Consider the following 19,498-nt stretch of genomic DNA (forward strand, 5'->3'; position numbering starts at 1 on the left):
AAAACCTAGAATATATGTCATCGACTGCAATTGAAATCAACTCCAAGAGAGGAATCTGGGGTGGTGGAAATGAGCCCTTAAAGGCTAGTTACGGAAAGCTTATGATGTGGTTTTTCCTCCTTTCCGACATCTTTACTTTTGCCGCTTTCTTGATTACCTATGGCTCCATAAGGGTAAGTTATCCGGCATTTGAGGGACACGTGTCCGAATTTGTGAAATCGAATGAGCATTGGCCTATCCCTGAAATGATTTTCAATGCATTTCCCTTTTTTCATGGGGTTCATTTACCGTTGGTATTTGTAGGGTTAATGACCTTCATTCTTATCATGAGTTCTGTTACCATGGTGCTAGCAGTGGAGGCAGGACACAGAAATGACAAGAACGATGTGGTGAAGTGGATGTTATGGACCATGCTGGGCGGAATCACTTTCCTTAGCTGTCAGGCATGGGAGTGGAGCCACTTTATCCATGGCAGTGATCAGGGAACGATGATGACCTATGTGAACAACTTCGGAGAAACGATCAAAGAGGTGGTTTATGGAGCCAATCTTCATGTAAATGAATATGGTCCAGCGCCTTTTGCCCAGTTGTTCTTCTTTATCACAGGATTCCATGGTTTTCACGTGACCATTGGCGTGGTATTACTCTTCTTGGCCTTCTATCAAGCCGCAGTTGGCGTTTATGAAAGAAGAGGACATTATGAAATGGTAGAGAAAATTGGGCTTTACTGGCACTTTGTAGATTTGGTTTGGGTATTTGTATTTACCTTCTATTACCTGGTCTAGATTCACTTAAAAACATTATTAGCTATGTCATCACACGGAAATAACAGCACTTTAGAAGTATTACCTAGGAATAAGGAAAAGATCAAAAAGATCTGGAAAACAGCGGGTATTCTACTGGCTATTACAGCGGTTGAATTTCTTCTGGCCTTTACCATGGAGCGGGGTATGTTGCTTTTTGCCATCTTTATTGGCCTTACACTTGTAAAAGCAGCTTATATCATGATGGAATTCATGCACTTGAAGGATGAATCCAAAACATTATTTTGGTCCATTATGCTTCCCCTGATTTTCTTGGTTTGGCTATTGATAGCCCTTTTTAAGGAAGGCGCAGAGATCTTTATGTACAGATGGTAATGCCATCTTTATAAAAAAAAAAAAAGTAGGTTGGAGGGAATGCTTCCAACCTACTTTTTTGTTTGTATTGGTGTTATGAAAATGATTAGAGTATTACAGGGCTTGGTGCTGGTTTGCATCCTGATGGTTCCCGTGTTGATTATCCTTTTTCTTCGTAATTTTGGAGAAAATAACTATGAGATTCCGGTTTTATATGAAAATGGGGTAGAAGATCCATTTGGCGACTGCAATGATATCAATACCGGACAACATTACATTCCTGACTTTACCTTTATCAATCAGGATAGTGTGCCGATTGGAAGGGCTGACATGAAGGGGAAAGTAACGATCGTGGATTTCTTTTTTACCAGCTGTCCAAGTATCTGTCCGGTGATGTCACTAGAAATGGAGCGGGTCCAGGATGCCTTTAGAAATGAGGAGACCGTGCAGCTGTATTCCATCAGCATCGATCCCGCTTATGATACACCTGCGCGGCTTAGTGAATATGCCCACCTACACAAGGCCAATCCTGATAAATGGCATTTTCTTAATGGCCCAAAAGACGAAGTGTATCAATTGGCAAGGTGTGGCTTTATCCTCCCTACGATAGATGGAAAAGGTGTTCCAGATGATTTTATCCATAGCGATAAACTGGCGTTGATTGATGGAGAAGGGCGGATCAGGGGCTATTATAGTGGTACCAATCGCGAAGATGTGGACCTGTTGATTTTGGAGACAAAAATATTGTTACATGGAAAAGACTGAGCTTTCAGGACAACATAGCAGCAAAGGGATTTATAGGCTCATTACTGTCATTTCAATAGCAGTTCCCGTTGTAGTTGCCATCCTACTATTTATGCCTGCCAAATTGGATTTGGCCAGTGAGTGGGTGTATTTTCTGCCGCATTTAAACGCGGTGATCAATTTTACGGCAAGCTTGGCATTGATTGCAGGGCTGTTTTTCATCAAACTTAAGATGATCACCTATCACCGTACTTGTATGACGATCGCCTTTGGTTTAGGCGCTATATTCCTGGTTTCCTATGTGATCTACCATGCATCGGCAGAAAGTACCAGTTATGGAGGTGAGGGAATGATTCGAACGCTTTATTTTGTCATACTGATCAGTCATATTATCTTAGCCGCGGTGGCGTTATTCCCCATCTTGCTGGCCTACTATTATGGCTATAGAGGGTTGGTGGAAAAGCACCGCAAGATTGTACGGTATGCATATCCCATTTGGTTGTATGTGACGATTTCAGGTGTGGTGGTATATTGGATGATCAGTCCTTATTATAATCACTAAAACCCAAATATAGATTAAGGCGTAATAGATTGTATGAAGAAGTACTTGATAAATATCCTTCTGATTGGAGCGTTTGTGGTCCTGCCAAAAGCCATCGCAATAGCGCAATGTGCCATGTGTCGGGCCTCAGTAGAAAATAACGTGTCCAACGGCGATACTACGGTCGGTGCCAGCTTGAATTTGGGAATCCTTTATCTTTTTGTAGCACCTTATTTGTTGGCTGCTGTCATTGGGTTCTTATGGTATAGAAATTCCAAAAGGAAGAAACTTGCAAAGGTTTTATAAACGGTAAATAAGAAAGCAAAGTTTGAAATTAGACTTTGCTTTTTTACTTTTAGTGCTACTGTCAGGTGAACTATGCTTAAGAAGAGAAGGCTAATTATTGTTTTTGGAATCATGTTAATGGCGATTGTCCTGGCCATTAATTTTTTCTCAGGAAGTCCTGATGTCTCAAAAGTAGGGCTAGAGCAAATAGAGGCTACTACCCAAAATGTAGCCGAGGAATTTGATGAGGATTTTATTCAGCTTTTGATGAATTATAGGCCTGAAAAGCAAATTTCCTTCTCCACGCTAAATTTCGACTCCAAGCATCCGTTTTATCTTTACAGCGAAAAAGGTCAACTGTTATACTGGTCCAGTATTTCGATGATACCCGAATTTCAGGATATAGATACCGGGGCATCGTTTAAGCCTTATCAGTTATTGGATAATGCAAAAGGCACCTATTTCTCCAGGGTAAGGAGCATTAACCGGAACAACAAGCAATATTGGCTGGTCCAAGTATATTCATTATATGATAAGGTAGAGATAGATAATCAATATTTGCATGCCGGTTATAATAATGAAGTGTTTGGAAACGACCGGTTTATATTATCTTCAGAGCCTCGTGGTGAATATGATAAGGTGACCGGAAAAAAAGGGGAATACTTCTTTTCGGTTTCTCTTAGAACAGGTTATGCTCCGGTGGGACATAAATCCAGCACTGCATTGTTGTTGTTTTTCTTTTCGTTGACGGGCTTGGTGTTTATCCTGGGTGGGGATTTTGTCGCACGTCTATGGAGCCATGGTAAGCGGAAGTTAGCGTTACTGTACACTATCTCCATTTTGGTCAGCGTCAGGGCAATAATGTTGGTGTTTCATTTTCCCCAGGATTATTTTGAAGTGCCGTTGTTTGATGCCACCTATTATGCATCGTCGATGTTGAATCCCAGTTTGGGAGACTTGTTGTTGAATGTTGTTTTTGCTGCCATAGTACTGGCCATGCTGATCAGCATGTTGGGGAGAAGGGAAGTGATCGTGGCTTTTGCCAGAATCAGAAAACGCTATTACCAATGGGTGTTTTATCTGGTGGCCTATTTACTGTCGGGCTTTTTCTTGTTCCTGTTTTTCAAGCTGTTTACCAATATCTCCAATAATTCCCAATGGAGTTTAAATATCCTTGATATTCCCACTTTTGACTATTTCAAGGCCTTGAGTATATTGATTTTGTTTTTGGGAGGGGCCGGTTATTTGATGTTTACCCTGATGTCCTTAAACCTCGTTTTTTATAAGGCCAGGGCCAAAAAGGCATATGCATTGAAGGTATTGATTGGTCTTTCTGTACCTGTTTTTGCCATTACGGCGTGGGTGGATTTTATCTATCTCATTGTGTACCTCGCACATTTGATCTTGTTGGTAGCGATTATTTCCTTTGAGTTGTACGATAATGTACTCAAATTACAGCTCAATACTTTCCTTACTTTTTTCTTTGGGTGTCTTGTCGGGGCAGTGATCACAGGGGCGGCGTCGTACCAAGATTATGGCAAACGAGAGATACACGAAAAAGAACGCTTGGCCAATCAGGTGTTGAGGGAAAAGGATGTCATGGCCGAATTTCTGCTGAGCGATGTGATGCAAAGGGTGAAGGAGGATCTGTTCATCAAAAATCGTATGACAAATCCATCGCTTTCCAAAGAGCCTGTGGAACAAAAAATCAGGAAAATTTACATCTCCAATTACTTTGACCAGTATGAGCTCAATATCATGATTTTCAATCCCAGTGGGGAGGATATCCTAAACCGAAATAATGAGCAGTCCCTTGACGATTTTAGGTATCGGTATATGAACAGTGACTATGCCACGAGTGTGCGAAACCTTTACTTTGTCAAAACCGGAGAAGGCCTGGAAGGGAATAAATTTTATGGATTTATGCCTATGGTGAAGGGAGGGGATTTTATTGGGACCATTGTCATAGAATTGGTGCAGCAGCGAATAAAGTCCACTAGCGTATTCCCAAAACTACTTCTCGACAAGAAGTATATCGATGATGTCTATGATAGTAACTTGGATTATGCCCTGTTCAGGGATAGTGTGCTGCAATATAGTGTAGGGGTATATAACTACCGGAATCCGGATGTCGTTGAGCTTTTGGAAAATAATGGCTTGTACAAAGGTGGTGTAAGTAGGGATGGGTATCATCATTATGGTGTGCGAAATGGCTCTAGTACCTTGATCGTGTCCAGCCCCATCTATCCATACAATTACATCTTGGCGGATGTGTCGTTCTTCTTTATCAGTTATATCGCATGCACGCTCTTCTTTATCATTATTTATGCCTTGCTCAATGGGCTCAATAAGGTGCGGTTTAATTACGCCACCAGACTCCAGTTTTATCTGAATTTTGCCTTCTTTGTGCCTATGCTGGTGATAAGTGCTATATCTATTGGCCTATTGAGTAAATCCTATCTTGAAGACCTCCATCGACAGTATTTTGAGAAAGCAAATATCATTCGCAATAACCTTTTCCAATACCTGGAACAAGAGACCAAAGGCGTGATGGATAGGGATGAGTTTTTGGCAGAGGTGTATCGCTTGGCAAACACCACCGCTACGGACATCAATGTATTCTCCTCTGAGGGGAAGCTAATGGCTACCAGTCAACCTAATATTATCGAAAAGAAGGTGCTTACCAGGCACCTGAATCCTGAAGCATATGCAGAAATTATAGAGGCACAAAACAACCAGGTGATCTTGGACGAGCAGGTTGGCAGCTTAAAATATAAAACGGTATATATTAGCCTTAGGGAGATGAAGCGGCAAAGTACCCTAGGGATAATCTCCATTCCGTTTTTTGAATCGGAGGACGAGCTGAATGTGCTGATTGTGGATGTGTTTAGTACCATTATCAATATTTTTGTGGCGATTTTTATCGTGTTTTTGATCGTTTCATATTTTGTGTCGAAACAGCTCACAGATCCTTTCAAATTGCTGACGCAAAAACTAAAAGTTACTAATCTGGAAGATAACGAGCCGATGTATTGGCCTACCAATGATGAAATTGGCTTGCTGGTAAAGGAATACAATAACATGCTGTACAAACTTGAAGCCAGTAGAAAAGTCCTTGCACTGAATGAGAAGGAGTCTGCTTGGCGGGAAATGGCCAAACAAGTGGCGCATGAGATCAAAAATCCTCTTACGCCGATGAAACTTACCCTTCAGCATTTGTTGAGATTGCAGGCTGAAGGGCGGATCGACGACCCCGAAAAACTCAAAAAACCCATTTATAACCTGATCAATCAGGTGGATACGCTCAGCGATATTGCCACATCATTTTCTACTTTTGCAAAAATGCCCTTGCCCAAAAATGAGCTTATGGATTTTTCACACGTAGTGGTCAGTGCCGTAGAGCTATTTAAAAACAATGAGCGAGGCAAGGTGGTGTTTTATGATAAAGTACAAGGGAGGCTTCCCGTCATGGGGGACGATAAACTTTTTGGTCGGGTGATTTCTAACCTGATCATTAATGGTATCCAATCGGTGCCGGAAGACAAGGCGGCCACAGTGACCGTCACCTTGACTACTGAAAAGGAATGGGCCAGATTGGAGGTGAAAGATAACGGAACGGGAATCCCTGAAGACCTTAGGGAGAAGATTTTTATTCCAAACTTTAGCACGAAAAGTGAAGGCTCAGGCTTAGGGCTTGCCATTGCCAAAAGAGGCGTGGAGACAGCAGGAGGAAATATTTGGTTTGAAACTAGTATGGGAGAGGGGACATCCTTCTTTTTGACGTTCCCTTTAGTAAAAGAAGCAAAGCCAAGTGTCCCATAAGCGGTAAGGAGTATGAAGTGGAGTGGGAGTGTATTCGTGCCGATAATTTTCAAGCTTTTGGTCATCTTCGTGGGGCTCATATGGTGTGTGCCTGCTCTTGGCCAAAGTAGCCTGTGCAAATGGCTGGAAACAGCCCCGTTAGCTGATTCTGTCCATGTCAAATTGGACTCGCTTACGGTGGAGGAAAGGTCGATTTCCATTTCAGGAGAGCAGGATTATCCATGGTCATATCATTCCGATTCTGGCTTTCTCACCATTTACCGTGGAGAAGAGCCTTTTCCAGATTCGTTGAAAGTTTGTTATCGGCGCTTTCCCTATGCCCTGAACAAGACCTTTTCTCATAGGACGCTCGAAGCAAATTATGATTCCATGGCGTACTTTAAGAAGGTAAAAGACGTAGAAGCAGAAGTATATGATTTCCGTGAAGAGATTTTTCCGTCAGGAAAGTTGAACAAATCAGGGAGCTTAACACGGGGGATCTCTTTTGGTAATACCCAAAATGTCTTTGTCAATTCAGCCTTAAACCTCCAGATGGATGGGCAGCTCACGGATGATCTCTTCATCCGTGCAAGCATTACGGATCAAAATGTCCCTTTTCAGCCCCAAGGAAACACCCAGCAGGTACAGGATTTTGACAACGTCCTGATAGAACTTTACAACGACAATTTTAGCCTTCAAGCGGGAGATGTAGTCTTTCGCCAGCGGCAATCAACGTTTCTGAGGTATTATAAAAATGTTCAGGGACTTCAGCTGACCACTGATTATAGTGTCAATGAAAAATGGAAGGCATCCACTCAGGTGGGAGCGTCCATCGCCAAAGGTAAATTCAATTCCGTGCAACTGGATATTCAGGAGGGAGTCTTAGGGCCGTATCGAATACCAGGGCCTGAAAATGAACGCTTCATTATTGTAATGGCCAATTCCGAACGGGTGTTTTTGGACGGCAAGCCGCTAAAAAGAGGGTTTAACCACGACTATATCATTGATTATAATCAAGGCCAGATCACCTTTACCACCAATGTACTGATCACACAGTACTCTCGCGTGAGGATAGATTATGAGTATTCAGAACGGAATTTTTCCAGGTCGATCCTAACAGCCAACCATGTCCAAGAGAGCGAGAAGGCTACCTTTTACGTGAATTATTACAAAGAGCAGGATAACCGCAATCGACCATTGTTTGAGGAATATACTGAAGAAGATAAGCTGCTATTGGCAGCAGTAGGAGATGATACCAATGCCGCGGCAGTCCCCCGGGTAGATAGCGTGGCCTTTGATCCACAACGGATTTTGTATAGAAAAGTGACAGCAGGTAATGGAACTGGGGCATCCAACCATTATTATGAATATTCGACAGATCCAGCCGAGGCGAATTTTGATGTGATCTTTTCGGAAGTGGGGGCGGGGAGGGGAAACTATCGGCGACAGCGTCAGCTTGCCAATGGTTTTGTCTATGAGTATGTTCCTCCCGTAAATGGACAAATGCAGGGAGATTATACCCTATATTCCATTCTGCCTGCTCCCAATAAAAAACAAATGATGACGGCTGGTGGAGAGGTGAAAGTGGGGGCATATGAGAAAATTTATGGAGAAGGAGCGCTGTCCAATCACGATGTAAATCTGTTTTCTGATTTGGGCAATCAGGATGACAAGGGGTATGGACTGAAAGGTGGGGTGGTTTCTGAAGGACGTCCCCTGGGCTGGCTAAAAGGCTACCAATTGGAGGCAGCGACAGAACTGGAATACAATTCTGTGAATTTTCAATTTATCGACCGGCAACGGTACATCGAATTTGATCGTGACTGGGGGATTTCGCAAGAAAATCTAGCGGTAAATACCAGTGAAAAGCTGATCATGGCAAAGGCAGGGATTCGGAAAGATGCTGCCAATGAGCTGGCCTATCAGCTCAACTATCGAAAACGCGGCGCCCAATTGGAAGGGACGCAGCAACGGGCTAAATATTACCAACAAATCGATGAAAAATGGTTTGCCAGACAAGACCTATTCCTTCTTCAAAGCGAAATGCCTACCATGACCTCCGACTGGGTACGCTATGATGCAGAAGTCTTTTATCGATCTAAAATCCTGGTTCCTGGCTATCAATTCAATGTGGATCGTAATCGAAATTTGGACAGTGAACAGGATTCTGTAATCAGTAGCGCCATGAATTTCCTTTCGCACAAATTCTATGTGCGGTCAAATGACACCTTGCCTTATAGCTTTTTTGCAGATGTCAGCTGGAGGGAGGATCGTTTTCCAGTGGAGGGCAGCATGGTTCCCGACACCAAAGCCTTTACCACCAATTATGGGTTGCAGAAGCGATTTGGAGCACATGATGTAAAGGGTACGCTGACCTATAGGCGGTTATACCAGCTAAGAGGCAGTGAATCACGGGAAAGCACGGTGATGGGACGGCTGGATTATGTCAGTGCTTTATTGGACAATAATCTCCGGAATGAACTAAGCTATGCCATTGGCAATGGGCGGGAGCTGAGGCGGGAGTTTGTTTACCTTCCGGTGCCAACTGGAGAAGGCACGCATACCTGGCGGGATGATAATGAGGATGGAGTACAGCAGCTTAGCGAGTTTTACTTAGCCATCAACCCAGAAGAGAAAAACTATATCAGGATGTTTACCCCGACCGACGACTATATCCAGGCCTATACCACCCTGTTCAACTACAGGTTAAATGCGCAATTCCCAGATCAATGGCGCAAGGAAGAAGGAGTAAAACGAGTGTTGAGTAAATTCTCGAATACGACGAGCTGGAATGTGGAAAAGAAGATTACCGCTGGGGATTTTTGGATGAGGATAAGTCCGTTAGCCAGTGCGGTGGTACCTGAAGATTTGGCGTCACTGAGGGAAGTGTTTCGATCCACATTGTTTTTTAACCGCACTTCATCGTCTTATGGTGCTGACTTGGGGGTGTTTAAAAGCAGTAATAAGCAATTGCTGACCGGTGGTTTTGAAGATATCAAACAGGAAGACTGGCGAATGAATTTCAGGATGAACTTTAACCGCTTGGTTAATCTCCGGATAAAGGCCAATCTGGGACAAAATGTAGCTCTTTCCGATTATTTGGAAAACAGAAATTACCATGTGGACCAGATGTCCACAGGCCCTGAATTGTCTTGGCAGCCATCGCCCATTTTCAGGACTTCTTTCCAATATAATTTTACCCATAAGGAGAATGCCGAAAATATGGAATTTGAGGAGATGGCTTCTTTACATGAAGTAGCCGCAGAAATCCGATATGCCAAAGCCATCAAGACGACGGTAAATGCCTTAGTCAAATATACCCAGATAGACTATAATGGACAGCCAAACTCTCCCGTAGGATACGAAATGCTGGAAGCACTTACGGTGGGGAGCAATGTTTCCTGGAGCATCAATTGGATACAGAAAATTGGAGAAGGATTACAGATGAACCTGACCTATGAGGGGAGGGATTCAGAAGGGTTGGATCGATTGGTGCATACCGGCAGGATGCAAGTATCGGCGTTATTTTAAATGCCTAGAAATACCAGGGATTATTATCTGAAGTCACCTGCTGGTCATTTAAGGTTCTCTTCTAAGAATCGATATATTAGGCGCAAGTCTTGCGTTCTTTTGGGTACAGAGTGTCCGCATCCGTAGTCTTTCAGGATAAAATGTGGGATGTGTAGGCTGTCCAGTTTTTGCGTTAGCACGGTGGTTTGATCTGCGTAGTAGGGGGCATCACTGGTGTTGTAAAAAAGGAAAACAGGAGGAGTAGCAGAGGATTTTATCAAATAGGCGGCACCCATGGTTTTCCATTTTTCTCGGTTTTCAGCCAAATTTCCCCATGCCCAAGGACAGCGGCTTTCAAGGGTTTCGTCACCATCATTTTGATGCCTATAAATTTGAGTATAGTCAAAAACACCCGGTCCGAGTACCGCGGCCTGTACAGCATCAGAGATTTCCCGATACCACCCGGCATTTTCGAAAGCCGGAACAAGGCGGTCACCTATGGCCAATGCCCCAGCAGTGGATCCGCGGGAGAATCCATAAATGCCTATTTTTCCCGAAAGCCCTAACTCGGTCCCTTTTGCTCTTAACGTGCGAATGGCAGCTTTCACTTTTTGGGCGGCATCTGGATTGGTTTGGTAGGATTTGTAGGTCTCATTTTTCCCATTGCTGGGTTGACCACTTCCCCAAGGGCAGTATTTTGGGTGATCGGCTATGGCCCAGGCCATTCCTGCGGCGGGTGCTCCTTCCAAAATACTGTCGTCAAATCCCGCAAAAGTATAGGGTAGAAAGGTGCGCTTGTTGTGGTTGGCGGCGGTGAGGACGCCTTTTTCTTCATCAAATGTAGCGAAGCTATTGCTGTATGAAAAAGAAAGAATAGTGGGGACTGGGCCGTTGGGATTGGCTGGATAGATGATATCCATGCGCAAGCTGTCACCATCGGTATATTGTTCTGGGTAATTGTACACACTGGGATCATCTTTGAAATAAGCTACATTTCTATCTATCCTATAGCCATCAAAGAGTACGTATGATTGCATAATAGAGCAGTCTGCCAATCCACAAAAATCACTTGCTGCCAAAGCATCGTTGATGGCGATGATATCTTTATTGATATGGGGAGACCTGGCCTTGCTATGGCTGTTATAGTCTAGCGTTACCACTCGGTAGCCTTGCTCCAACAACCATGTTACATCCTCTTTGGTGGTATTGCTACCGGTCTTCTCAAAACCTGGATTTATAAGATAAACAATGGTAAGGAAATTGCCATCAGAATCTTTCAGCGGAAAAGCAGGATGTTGAATGGTGAAGTTTATTGGGGAATTTAGCGTTTGGCTCACCCATTGTCCGGCTTGGCGACAAGAAGCCTGCTGTGTTTTCAGAAAGCAAACAAACGTAAAGGCAATTTGAAGGAAATATCTTAAAGGTATAATGGGCACTGGCGAATGGTGTTTGTTGATGGACAATTTATTGATAAATCCTGTTTAAACCATCCAGTTCACCGTCGAAGACGATGAATTTTTCACCTGTCCTGAAGTGGTTTTCCTGTTGATATGCGGCTAGCGGAATCCAAAAAACCTCATGATGGGGCTGTTGGATTTCATTGAAGGTCTTCTGAGGTAGTGTATGAAAGGCCAGGTTATAAAGCCCATGAGGGAGCAATCCGAGTATTTTCAGGAAAGGATTGTGAAATTCATGGACCCAGGTGGCCCTTTTATAGCCAGTACAAATTTCTGCCAGTTCCTTGGACATTCCTTTTGTGTCTTTTTGGATGAGCGCCAATAAATACCGGATAAGTGAACGGTCAAATTTGCCCACTTTTTGGGTAAGGTATTTTTCGGCCTTTCCAGTACTTTCATCAAGCCATTTTGGATCTTGGTGGATAAGGGAAATCAGGAGATTGGCACAGGTGATGGAAAATTTATGGCCGTTTTTGGTCAATCCTGCCCCCTGCGGAAACATTTTTAGCACCAGCGCTAGGTCATTTCCGGCATAACTTTCTATTACCTGATTGAAATAGATGCAATGATCCGTCCCAGAGGCAAGCAGCCGATGGCGATAAAAGGATAGCCTGTTGTAGCTGTAAAGTGCATCGTTTAGCAGCTTTGGGTTGTTTTTATAAAAGGCATCATGGATCCCGATATTTAATAAGGCTTCGATATCTGAAGGTGATATTATTCTAAAGTAGCCATCAGTACGATCCAGCTTGCTCAAATGTTCAGGCACCTGCTCCTGGGCTAGAATTTCGTCCAATTTCCGGGCACGTTTCCGGAAACGCACTAAGCACTCTTCTACAGATTTCACATCCAGTGAAGCATATAGCTTATCCAACAGTTTTTTGTCGATTTTGGGGTTGGTAGGCATAATTAAAAAACTTGGTATATCGTTCAAATATAGTTGTTATCCTCCCTCATCCAACAAAAGTCGGGATATAGTCCTCAGTCGGGAACTGATTGGTTAGTTAAAAAAATAGCCAAAGATGGTTATTGATGATAAAAATTTTTAATTTAAGCTTTTGATAATTAATAACCCATTACCTTAAACACTATGAGGAAAATATTTACCCTATTGTTTGCGGTCAGCGTGCTGGTGAGTTGTTCAGGCAACAAGCAACGGCAAGAGACCGAAATGCAAGAAGTCAAAAAGAGTAAAATACCTGTTCACGCTTGGCTGGGCGGCTATAATGACAAGTCGGAGTCTGAAATTCGTGAGGGATTCACCAAGTTCAAGGAACACGGTATTGATGCCTTGATGTACAATGGTGGCCATAATCCCGAAGATTATAAGAAAATAGGCAGGATCGCCAAGGAGGTGGGGCTGGGCTTTCACGCTTGGATTCCTACCATGGTACAGCATAAGACCGATGAACTCAAGGCGGAGTGGTATGCCGTTAACCGCAATGGAGAATCAGCCCTCGAAAAGCCTGCATATGTGCCTCATTATACCTTTCTGTGTCCGAGCAAGGCAGGTACCTACCAGTTTTTGGAAAATATGTATTCCAATGTGGCCAGAGTGGAGGAAGTAGATGCCATTCACTTGGATTATATCCGGTTTCCTGATGTGATCCTTGCGAGAGGGCTGTGGGACAAGTACGGCCTAACGATGAACAAAGAACACCCTCAGTTTGATTATTGCTATTGTGATCAGTGCACTGGTGATTTCAAAGAAAAAACAGGAATCGATATTAAGGAAGCAGAGGACCCCACGCAAGTGCAAGAATGGAAGCAGTTCCGCTATGACCTCATTACCAGCATCGTCAACAGGCTCTCAGAGAAGGTGCACGAACAAGGCAAAGAGATCAATGCGGCCGTATTCCCGGGGCCGTCCACTGCGATGAAGCTGGTGCGACAGGAATGGAACAAGTGGAACCTGGACGCAGTCTTTCCGATGAACTATAATGATTTTTACCTAGAAGGTACAGATTGGATCGGTGAGGTGGTCAAAGAAGAAGTGACCAGTGTAAATGGCGAGCGTCCGATTTTTAGCGGCTTGTTTATTTGTCCAGATCCAGAAAAGAAAGCGGAAATCGAAGATCCAGAAGGTCACGGGCTGCTACCAAGTGAGCTGGGTGCTGCCATCCGCCAGTCCATGGAAAATGGAGCTACTGGAATTTGTCTGTTCACGCCCGGAAGAATGATAGAAGAGCATTGGATGGAGTTGGAAAAAGCGATTTACCCAAGTGGTAAGTAGTTGATATTTTGTACTAGGTATAGGGTATCTAGAATGATCAAATCAATAAAAAGCCATCCAGCGCATAGCTTCAGCGCCGGATGGCTTTTTGAATTTATTGTTGTTTGAATTACGGTTGATTACCTGGTTATGCCGGGGCTCCGCCCCGGTATTTAGTAGCCTTGAGTCTCTGACTCAAGTAAGTCAATAGCAGTGTCATGACCCCACTCCTGTGATCCTATTATAAAGTAGGCTGGACAATGGGGGGGCAGCCAGGTTGTTATGCAAAAAGGAAGTGGATCTGCTAAAATTTCTCCAAATTCAAGCTATGGGCGGTGACGGTGATCCAGTATTCCGGGCCTATCAGCACTTTACTTGGATAGGAAATAAAACAATGGGCTATGGTGTCGGTCAAATTCTCTTTCCTTACTACACAAGCCACGATAAACCCTTCTCCATTACTCCCATTGAACCTTGGTTTCCACTTGAAGCTGGTGGCAGAACCGTCTTCTGACAGGTGGAAAGTCGTCGAATCAGTCGTGTGAGCATAACCCGTGGTGATGCCGCAGAGCTGTGCTCCACCAATGTCATTTTTCTAATGGAATGCTAATGTGGGCTTCCTGTCTTCATTGTTTGAAGTACAGGAAAAGGAAAGAATTATTAATGAAATAACGATCAGTTTCATTTTTTTTAATTTACCTATCAATAAAATATATCAAATTTTGCCTCTTACTTCATCTACTCCGGTTTAGCAGATAAAGCAATGCCTATTTGCTTGCCCTGTTCAGTACCTACGGCACTGAAGAGATGCATTATCCGCCTTCTGTTACCAAGCTAATGCACCTAACGGAGCATCCCTGCTGATTCTTCTGCCGGCTAACCTGAGTTCGATATCATTAAATAAGTATGATATCAAATCTCCGAAAAAAAGCAGGACAAGCAAGCGACGGGGATAAAATAGGCTTTGGTGCCGATAAAGGTTGTTTTATACTATTTTAGGGTGTCTTTTTACTCGTGATTTTCAGTGGTCTTCACGTATTCGTCCAAGAGGTTTTTTAAGGATTCATTGGAGGGGTTGAGTGATTGTCCTAGCTGAAGGACGGTGATGGCTTCATCCATTTTCCCTGATTTTTTTAGCGTGCCAGCATACAGCGCATAGCCGTTATAGGAATCAGGGTAAAGCTGGGTGATGATCTGGAAGAAGGCCATTGCTTCTTGGTTTTTGGAAGCTTTTGTAAGTCGGAACCCGACATTTATCAGTTTGTTTTCCGAAACGTCATAATCGGCGCTTTTGCCTTTCTTAAATTGATCTCGAATAAGCGCCATTGTTTTCTTGATGGAGTTGGTTTTGGCATAGAAGTCACCGACTGATTTTAGGTTCATTAGGCGTTCTTTTTCCTGTTGCTGGGCAAGGGTTTCCACGCCATAATACTGGCGTTCTTCATCCGAAACTTTTACCGTGTCGATTTTATAACGTTTGAATTTGCCTGTGGATGGCTCTTGGATATACTGGGTGCCATAGACCTGTGGCTTGTCCTTTCGCATCAGGTCCCTATCGACTGCCGCAGCATACCACCATTTGTTTAAGGTGGAATCCATCAAGATGGCCTTTCCGAAACATTTGACAGCGAGGTTAGAGGCGACAGTGTCGTGGCCATGTTGGAAAATGATACCGGCATTGTAGTGGTCTTTGGCCGTTTTGATTTTCCCTTGGTCCATCAGGGCCATGACCCGTTTCATTCGGATACTATCCTGTCTGTTCAGTTCATTCCAGTCGATGTTCGGGGTAAAACGGGCTTGCTGATCAGCATCTGCCATTTTTTGAAGTTCGGGATTGTCTTGGGCAAGGGCCACATTGATCATGACAAGGACAGCCAAGACAAGGTTCAGTAAGTAGTTCATAAAGTATGGAATTTGTTAGATTAAAAAGCATAGGTACCATAAAGTTAATAAATTGCCTGACAAAGTGTTGTTGAAACCATAAGTTATTGGAAAGCCCTTAAAAAAAAATGGCAATAAAATTTCGTTTGCCTGATTAACCACCCTCAGTGTTGTGTTCCATTTGCTGGTGATTTCCTTTAGGTTACTATATCAATGAAAATGCTCAGGGAATAAATGATAATATAAACTTCAAACAAAACCCTAGAACCAATGAAGTGGTGAAGTTTACCATCGTCCCTGCAAGGAAAAAGCCTGCATTGTCATTGATGTTTATGGTCAGCTCCATTTAATATGGTGTTTAGGTTGCTTTCAGCTTCATGGATCAATTCCATTTTTGATGTTTTTGTGATCTTGGAAATGTATTGTTGGGATACTCCTGCTTTTGTTGCTAATTCCTTTTGTGTAAGGTTTGTCTCCTTGTTATGATAGATTTCCCATTCTATTGCTTTTCAGTCTCCTCTAATCGCCAAGATTAGGTTAAGGATAGTGTTGATGGTCGTTGTTTCTAATGGGCTCGCAATGATTTAACATCGATTTAATAGTCAACCTGAGGATATAGGGGAAATTATTTTTAACCTGCTCCCTGAAAGGGAAATTTACATTAGTCCAATGGAGCCCATTGGACCAGAAGGGTGAGGATAATACTCCTTACGGCCTGTAAGGCCAATTAAGAATAATGGCCGTTAAACTTTGCTATATTCCTTAGGAGGCGCAATAGGTAGGCTAGTGCGAGTTAAAAGGATCCGGTAAAGGTGTTGAGCTGGGCTTTCAGCCTGCGGGAGGAATACGTTTGCCCCAAGGCCTAGCCTTGGAGCTAAAGTGAGGAAAGGCTTTCAGCCTTCGGCTTCCGATTGGGTTTAGGGAAGAACAAAAATGTCCCTCAGCAATTGCCAAATCGACATGAGGTTAATAGCGATTCCTGTAAAAAAATGTAACTTTGTGAATGAAAATTTAGTTGTCATACTAATTAATTGACACTGAATAATTACTTGTTAATTAGCGTAATAAGGATGTTTACCGTTTGGGACTGGTGTGAATTCCAATATTTTGTGAACAGATAAAGAAAAACTACCCATATGCCAAAGAGTATATTAGTGACAGGAGGGACCAAAGGAATAGGCAAGGCCATCATCCGTAGATTTGCAGCGGAGGGATTTGCTATTTTTACCTGTGCGAGAAATGAAGATGACCTAGCGCAGTTGAAAAGAGAGATAGAGGGCGATTTTCCTGCTGTTGAGTTTTCCTATAAGGTCGCCGACCTTTCCAAGAAAGAAGAGGTAAAGGCATTTGCCTCGGCAGTGAAGGAAGTCTTCATTCCCGATGTCCTGATCAACAATACAGGTGTTTTTTTGCCTGGTGCCATCTTTGATGAACCAGAGGGTAATTTTGAGTTGATGATGCAGACCAATCTATACAGTGCTTATTACTTGGTGAGGGAATTTGCCGACGAGATGATAGCCCGCAAGTCTGGGCATATCTTTTCGATGGGATCCATTGCCGGCCTGACCGCTTATGCCAATGGGGGCAGTTATGCCATTTCCAAGTGGGCCATGCTGGGCATGACCAAATGCCTTCGACAAGAGCTGCTGCCACACGGGCTCAAAGTCACTTCAGTCATGCCGGGTGCCACCCTTACGGCCAGCTGGGAGGGGGTGGATATTCCTGAGGAACGTTTTATGAAGGCCGGTGACGTGGCCGAATCAGTTTGGTCGGCCTATAACCTTTCACCCCAATCCGTAGTTGAAGAGATAGTGATCAGGCCCCAATTGGGTGACTTGTAAAAATAATTTAAAATGGATATCAAGGAAACCATTGCGAACCCCGCTTATTGTAATAGCTTAACCAGCTATTCGCGGCGTAAGACCATCCCCGTTACCATTGGAGATGTCGTCATTGGTGGGGACAATCCCATCGTCGTACAGTCTATGACCACCAAGGACACTATGGACACGGAGGGCTCCATTGAGGAGTGCATCCGGATGGTCAAGAGTGGCTGTGAACTGATTCGCATCACAGCGCCTAGCATCAAGGAGGCCGAAAACCTCCGCCATATCAAGGCGGGATTGGCCGAAAGAGGCTATCAGGTGCCGTTGGTAGCGGATATTCACTTTACTCCAAATGCCGCAGAAATTGCTGCAAGGATCGTGGAGAAAGTGCGTATCAATCCGGGAAATTATGCAGACAAGAAGAAATTTGAAGAAATCGAATATACCGATGAAAGCTACCAAGCCGAGCTGGAACGGATCCGGGAGCGGTTTTTGCCCTTGGTGAAGATCTGCAAGGAGCACGGGACAGCTATGCGGATCGGTACCAACCACGGATCCTTGTCCGATCGGATCATGAGCCGGTACGGGGATACACCGCTGGGGATGGTAGAGTCAGCCCTGGAGTTTTTGAGGATTTGCGACGAAGAAAACTACCACGATATTGTCATATCCATGAAGTCTTCTAACACCCAGGTAATGGTACAAGCGTACCGTTTGCTGGTGCAGAAACTGGATGAAGGAGGTTTTCAGCCCTATCCGCTGCACCTTGGAGTGACTGAAGCGGGGGACGGTGAAGATGGTCGGGTGAAGTCGGCGGTAGGCATCGGAACACTGCTGGAAGATGGGTTGGGAGATACTGTGCGCGTGTCACTGACCGAGGATCCAGAGTTTGAAGCTCCTGTCGCAAAGGCGCTGATCGATCGGTATTCCAGACGTCTGGCCCATGAGACCGTTGCTCCGATTTCGCATTATCCCTTAAATCCCTACGAATATGAAAAAAGGGAGACCATGGAGGTGTATAATGTCGGTGGTGCCAATGTGCCCCGCGTGATTACCGACATCTCACGGGTAGAAAACATTACTGAAAAGGAACTGAAAAATGTCGGCCATTTCTATTTGCCAGAGCTGGACAAATGGAAAATGAATGATGTGGGCTGTGATTTTGTTTATTCTGGTAAAAATCCCATTTGCTTTATGCTGCCCAATGGCCTCAAAGAGATCATTGATGTGGCCAAGTGGGCGGAGATGGAGGATCATCACCATAAATTCCCCGCTTTTACTCTTGAGGAATTGGAAACTGTCGATGTGCGGCATAACGCCTTGAACTTTTTGAAATTAAAGGATACTGAAGTAGAAAGGGCCATTCCGTTATTGAAGGAGCGAAGTGATCTGGTCATTATTCTCCACAGTGAAAATAAGCATAACATGCCGGCCTTGAGAAGAGCGTATATAGCCTTGATCAATGCGGGAATCCGATTGCCCGTGGTGACGGAAGCCGGCTATCAAGAGCAGGATGCTGACCAAACCATGCTTTATGCCGCCACTGATTTGGGCGGATTGTTGATTGATGGCTTGGGAGATGGGGTCATGCTTGGGCTGGAAGAGAAAGCCTCCCCTGATCGTAAAGCACTGATGGATACGATCAAGCTACACAATTCAGTAAGTTTTGGGGTGCTCCAGGCGGCAAGGACCCGGATGTCGAAGACGGAGTATATTTCCTGCCCATCCTGCGGGAGAACTCTTTTTGATCTTCAGGAAACCACCGCTATGATCCGGAAAAGGACAGATCACTTAAAAGGTGTTAAGATCGGCATCATGGGCTGTATCGTGAATGGCCCTGGGGAAATGGCCGATGCGGATTATGGATATGTAGGTTCTGGAAAGGGAAAGATCACATTGTACAAAGGGAAGGAAGTGGTCAAAAGAGCCGTTCCTTCCGAGCATGCCGTGGACGAGCTGATCAATATCATCCGTGAAGATGGACAGTGGATTGAACCCGAAGCGGTGGAGTAGTTGTTATAAACCTAGTTCGATTATAAAATCGTCACTGCGAGGCTTAGAGGGAGATTTGAGGGGTGGAAGCCTTGGCAGCTCGCCGCGGCGAGTTGCCACACCCTTTTCCAACC

15 protein-coding genes are annotated in these 19,498 nt (G+C 44.1%); 10 read left to right on the forward strand and 5 right to left on the reverse strand.

Annotation, left to right across the window (positions count from 1 at the left end; translation table 11 throughout):
• Window positions 1-14: 14 nt before the first annotated feature.
• The 7 genes from FDP09_RS09575 to FDP09_RS09605 all read left to right on the forward strand — a co-directional run bounded on the left by FDP09_RS09575 (window position 15) and on the right by FDP09_RS09605 (window position 10,020).
• On the forward strand, window positions 15-785 hold the full coding sequence (locus FDP09_RS09575) for a cytochrome c oxidase subunit 3 (RefSeq protein WP_137402455.1): 771 nt from the start codon (window positions 15-17) through the stop codon (window positions 783-785).
• A gap of 24 nt (window positions 786-809) precedes the next feature.
• Window positions 810-1,139, forward strand: coding sequence for a cytochrome C oxidase subunit IV family protein (locus FDP09_RS09580; protein ID WP_137402456.1), 330 nt, complete (start codon window positions 810-812; stop codon window positions 1,137-1,139).
• 75 nt (window positions 1,140-1,214) lie between these two features.
• On the forward strand, window positions 1,215-1,883 hold the full coding sequence (locus FDP09_RS09585; protein ID WP_137402457.1) for an SCO family protein: 669 nt from the start codon (window positions 1,215-1,217) through the stop codon (window positions 1,881-1,883).
• Window positions 1,870-2,424, forward strand: a complete 555-nt coding sequence (locus tag FDP09_RS09590; RefSeq protein WP_137402458.1) for a DUF420 domain-containing protein — start codon at window positions 1,870-1,872, stop codon at window positions 2,422-2,424. The genes FDP09_RS09585 and FDP09_RS09590 overlap by 14 nt, the downstream gene beginning before the upstream one ends.
• A 33-nt stretch (window positions 2,425-2,457) precedes the next feature.
• A complete protein-coding gene (locus FDP09_RS09595) occupies window positions 2,458-2,709 on the forward strand; it encodes a hypothetical protein (protein ID WP_137402459.1) in 252 nt (83 codons plus the stop codon).
• A 72-nt stretch (window positions 2,710-2,781) separates the two neighbouring features.
• On the forward strand, window positions 2,782-6,510 hold the full coding sequence (locus tag FDP09_RS09600) for a sensor histidine kinase (RefSeq protein WP_137402460.1): 3,729 nt from the start codon (window positions 2,782-2,784) through the stop codon (window positions 6,508-6,510).
• A gap of 12 nt (window positions 6,511-6,522) precedes the next feature.
• Window positions 6,523-10,020, forward strand: a complete 3,498-nt coding sequence (locus FDP09_RS09605; protein ID WP_137402461.1) for a hypothetical protein — start codon at window positions 6,523-6,525, stop codon at window positions 10,018-10,020.
• A 44-nt stretch (window positions 10,021-10,064) separates the two neighbouring features.
• On the opposite strand, the gene FDP09_RS09610 is transcribed toward FDP09_RS09605, so the two are convergent.
• Entirely contained in the window at window positions 10,065-11,336 is a 1,272-nt protein-coding gene (locus FDP09_RS09610) for an alpha/beta hydrolase (RefSeq protein ID WP_137402462.1), read from the reverse strand.
• A 127-nt stretch (window positions 11,337-11,463) separates the two neighbouring features.
• Window positions 11,464-12,360, reverse strand: a complete 897-nt coding sequence (locus tag FDP09_RS09615; RefSeq protein ID WP_137402463.1) for a hypothetical protein — start codon at window positions 12,358-12,360, stop codon at window positions 11,464-11,466.
• Between the two features lie 183 nt (window positions 12,361-12,543).
• Between FDP09_RS09615 and FDP09_RS09620 the strand changes: the two genes are divergently transcribed.
• Window positions 12,544-13,686: a glycoside hydrolase family 10 protein gene (locus FDP09_RS09620; protein ID WP_137402464.1), complete on the forward strand. Its 1,143-nt coding sequence runs from the start codon at window positions 12,544-12,546 to the stop codon at window positions 13,684-13,686.
• Between the two features lie 987 nt (window positions 13,687-14,673).
• On the opposite strand, the gene FDP09_RS09625 is transcribed toward FDP09_RS09620, so the two are convergent.
• The 3 genes from FDP09_RS09625 to FDP09_RS24290 form a co-directional block, all read right to left on the reverse strand.
• Window positions 14,674-15,567: a tetratricopeptide repeat protein gene (locus tag FDP09_RS09625; RefSeq protein WP_137402465.1), complete on the reverse strand. Its 894-nt coding sequence runs from the start codon at window positions 15,565-15,567 to the stop codon at window positions 14,674-14,676.
• A gap of 202 nt (window positions 15,568-15,769) precedes the next feature.
• Window positions 15,770-15,892 (reverse strand): hypothetical protein, encoded by a 123-nt coding sequence (locus tag FDP09_RS24180; RefSeq protein ID WP_262710657.1) that lies wholly within the window; start codon window positions 15,890-15,892, stop codon window positions 15,770-15,772.
• Window positions 15,867-16,049, reverse strand: coding sequence for a helix-turn-helix domain-containing protein (locus FDP09_RS24290; RefSeq protein WP_137404981.1), 183 nt, complete (start codon window positions 16,047-16,049; stop codon window positions 15,867-15,869). Before FDP09_RS24290 ends, FDP09_RS24180 begins: the two co-directional genes overlap by 26 nt.
• A 633-nt stretch (window positions 16,050-16,682) precedes the next feature.
• On the opposite strand from FDP09_RS24290, the gene FDP09_RS09635 reads away from it, so the two are divergent.
• Entirely contained in the window at window positions 16,683-17,387 is a 705-nt protein-coding gene (locus FDP09_RS09635; RefSeq protein ID WP_137402466.1) for an SDR family oxidoreductase, read from the forward strand.
• 12 nt (window positions 17,388-17,399) lie between these two features.
• Window positions 17,400-19,385, forward strand: a complete 1,986-nt coding sequence (ispG, locus tag FDP09_RS09640; protein WP_137402467.1) for a (E)-4-hydroxy-3-methylbut-2-enyl-diphosphate synthase — start codon at window positions 17,400-17,402, stop codon at window positions 19,383-19,385.
• Window positions 19,386-19,498 lie beyond the last annotated feature (113 nt).

It is taken from the genome of Echinicola rosea (assembly GCF_005281475.1).
Lineage (GTDB): Bacteria > Bacteroidota > Bacteroidia > Cytophagales > Cyclobacteriaceae > Echinicola > Echinicola rosea.

Bases quoted from the DNA above. Each gene is read 5' to 3' on its own strand.
- FDP09_RS09575 (WP_137402455.1), top strand. From the start codon at position 15: ATGTCATCGACTGCAATTGAAATCAACTCCAAGAGAGGAATCTGGGGT.
- FDP09_RS09580 (WP_137402456.1), top strand. From the start codon at position 810: ATGTCATCACACGGAAATAACAGCACTTTAGAAGTATTACCTAGGAAT.
- FDP09_RS09585 (WP_137402457.1), top strand. From the start codon at position 1,215: ATGAAAATGATTAGAGTATTACAGGGCTTGGTGCTGGTTTGCATCCTG.
- FDP09_RS09590 (WP_137402458.1), top strand. From the start codon at position 1,870: ATGGAAAAGACTGAGCTTTCAGGACAACATAGCAGCAAAGGGATTTAT.
- FDP09_RS09595 (WP_137402459.1), top strand. From the start codon at position 2,458: ATGAAGAAGTACTTGATAAATATCCTTCTGATTGGAGCGTTTGTGGTC.
- FDP09_RS09600 (WP_137402460.1), top strand. From the start codon at position 2,782: ATGCTTAAGAAGAGAAGGCTAATTATTGTTTTTGGAATCATGTTAATG.
- FDP09_RS09605 (WP_137402461.1), top strand. From the start codon at position 6,523: ATGAAGTGGAGTGGGAGTGTATTCGTGCCGATAATTTTCAAGCTTTTG.
- FDP09_RS09615 (WP_137402463.1), bottom strand. From the start codon at position 12,360: ATGCCTACCAACCCCAAAATCGACAAAAAACTGTTGGATAAGCTATAT.
- FDP09_RS09620 (WP_137402464.1), top strand. From the start codon at position 12,544: ATGAGGAAAATATTTACCCTATTGTTTGCGGTCAGCGTGCTGGTGAGT.
- FDP09_RS09625 (WP_137402465.1), bottom strand. From the start codon at position 15,567: ATGAACTACTTACTGAACCTTGTCTTGGCTGTCCTTGTCATGATCAAT.
- FDP09_RS24180 (WP_262710657.1), bottom strand. From the start codon at position 15,892: ATGGAGCTGACCATAAACATCAATGACAATGCAGGCTTTTTCCTTGCA.
- FDP09_RS09635 (WP_137402466.1), top strand. From the start codon at position 16,683: ATGCCAAAGAGTATATTAGTGACAGGAGGGACCAAAGGAATAGGCAAG.
- ispG (WP_137402467.1), top strand. From the start codon at position 17,400: ATGGATATCAAGGAAACCATTGCGAACCCCGCTTATTGTAATAGCTTA.